Below are 2,500 nucleotides of genomic sequence, written 5' to 3' on the forward strand. Positions count from 1 at the left end.
TGGTTGCGGGGGCAGGATTTGAACCTGCGGCCTTCAGGTTATGAGCCTGACGAGCTACCGGGCTGCTCCACCCCGCGTTGATTTTGAGCTTCCGGGGAATGGTTGAAGACGGTTTGTCTTTCGCTTTGCCCGGTATTTTGTTTTGTCGGTCCTCGGAAGCTTTGCTTCTTGCGGGTCGACGGGGCTGCTCCACCCCTGTTTATTGATGTTTTAGAACGACGAAAGCCGCCTTGAGGGCGGCTTGATATCGGCAGTCGCCGTTATGAGAAGATATTGAGCTGCATTTGGCAGACCTGGCAGCGACCTACTCTCCCGTGTCTTAAGACAAAGTACCATTGGCGCTGGGGCATTTCACGGCCGTGTTCGGAATGGGAACGGGTGTTAAGGACCCCGCAATAACCACCAGGTCGGCCAAATGCAGCATGTTTTCGAGAAGCTGGAAGGGTTTGTTTTGTCCTCACGCTGTCGCGGCTTGCGCCGCTTCGCTCCGGACGGGGGCGCATCAGCGCCGACGGCCGGTCGGCCTTGCGAAGCCTTGTCGGCTTCGACCTTCCCCTGCGATGCAGGAGCGAGGATACAAGGTCGTGAGGTCTGTTGTTGTATTTGCGCCTGTGTGAAGCACGGTAGCAGTGCCTATCGGGGAACCTCCCCGTAGCACGCTAGTGCGTCGCGCAGCGCGCCGTCCGCAGGGCAGGACCGAAGGTCCGGTGCGCCCGTGAGGACATATAGATCGTGTTCATCGCGTTGCGATGAACATAAACAATGAGAACGATCAAGCCAATCGAGCGATTAGTACCGGTAAGCTTCACACATTGCTGCGCTTCCACACCCGGCCTATCAACGTTGTCGTCTACAACGGCTCTGATAGGGAACACTCGTTTTCAGGTTGGTTTCCCGCTTAGATGCCTTCAGCGGTTATCCATTCCGTATATAGCTACCCTGCTATGCGGCTGGCGCCACAACAGGTCCACCAGAGATACGTCCATCCCGGTCCTCTCGTACTAGGGACAGATCCTGTCAATATTCCTACACCCACGGCAGATAGGGACCGAACTGTCTCACGACGTTCTGAACCCAGCTCACGTACCGCTTTAATTGGCGAACAGCCAAACCCTTGGGACCTGCTCCAGCCCCAGGATGCGATGAGCCGACATCGAGGTGCCAAACAACCCCGTCGATATGGACTCTTGGGGGTCATCAGCCTGTTATCCCCGGCGTACCTTTTATCCGTTGAGCGATGGCCCTTCCACGCGGGACCACCGGATCACTATGACCGACTTTCGTCTCTGCTCGACTTGTCAGTCTCGCAGTCAGGCGGGCTTATGCCATTGCACTCGACGACCGATTTCCGACCGGTCTGAGCCCACCATCGCGCGCCTCCGTTACTCTTTAGGAGGCGACCGCCCCAGTCAAACTACCCACCATACACTGTCCCGGATCCGGATAACGGATCGCGGTTAGACATCCACGAAGATAAGGGTGGTATTTCAAGGATGGCTCCACAAGAACTGGCGTCCCTGCTTCAAAGCCTACCACCTATCCTACACATGTCTTGGTAAATGCCAGTGTAAAGCTATAGTAAAGGTGCACGGGGTCTTTCCGTCTGACCGCAGGAACCCCGCATCTTCACGGGGAATTCAATTTCACTGAGTCTGCGTTGGAGACAGCGGGGAAGTCGTTACGCCATTCGTGCAGGTCGGAACTTACCCGACAAGGAATTTCGCTACCTTAGGACCGTTATAGTTACGGCCGCCGTTTACTGGGGCTTCAATTCAATGCTTGCACATCTCCTTTTAACCTTCCAGCACCGGGCAGGCGTCAGACCCTATACGTCGTCTTAAAGACTTCGCAGAGCCCTGTGTTTTTGATAAACAGTCGCTACCCCCTGGTCTGTGCCACCCTCCAATACTTGCGTACTAAAGGGTCACGCTTCTTCCGAAGTTACGCGTGCAATTTGCCGAGTTCCTTCAACGCAGTTCTCTCAAGCGCCTTGGTATACTCTACCTGACCACCTGTGTCGGTTTCGGGTACGGTCTCATGGCGGGGCTATTTCCTGGAACCGCTTCACCGCAAGGACAATCCAATAAGTCCTCACGATTTACGCAATCCGTCACCACCGCCTGGCCCACGAATATTAACGTGGTTCCCATCGACTACGCGTTTCCGCCTCGTCTTAGGGGCCGGCTAACCCTGCTCAGATTAACTTTAAGCAGGAACCCTTGGTCTTTCGGCGAGGGAGTCTCTCACTCCCTTTATCGTTACTCATGTCAACATTCGCACTTCCGATACCTCCAGAAGCCCTCACGGGTCTTCCTTCATCGGCCTACGGAACGCTCCGCTACCACGTGGATAAATCCACATCCTCAGCTTCGGTGCATGGCTTGAGCCCCGGTACATTTTCGGCGCAAAGACCCTTATTTAGACCAGTGAGCTGTTACGCTTTCTTTAAATGATGGCTGCTTCTAAGCCAACATCCTGGTTGTTTTGGGATCCTCACATC

Annotated in this window: 1 tRNA gene and 2 rRNA genes (1 of these 3 cut by a window edge); all 3 read right to left on the minus strand. The window is 55.0% G+C overall.

The annotated features are described in order from the left end of the window. A tRNA-Met gene (locus K7H91_RS25210) sits at positions 1-77 on the minus strand. Between the two features lie 214 nt (positions 78-291). Further along, positions 292-407, minus strand: a 5S ribosomal RNA gene (rrf, locus tag K7H91_RS25215). Between the two features lie 361 nt (positions 408-768). Continuing rightward, a 23S ribosomal RNA gene (locus K7H91_RS25220) occupies positions 769-2,500 on the minus strand (it continues 1,220 nt past the right edge of the window).

Origin of the sequence: Martelella mediterranea (genome assembly GCF_021021415.1) — a bacterium.
GTDB lineage: Bacteria > Pseudomonadota > Alphaproteobacteria > Rhizobiales > Rhizobiaceae > Martelella > Martelella mediterranea_C.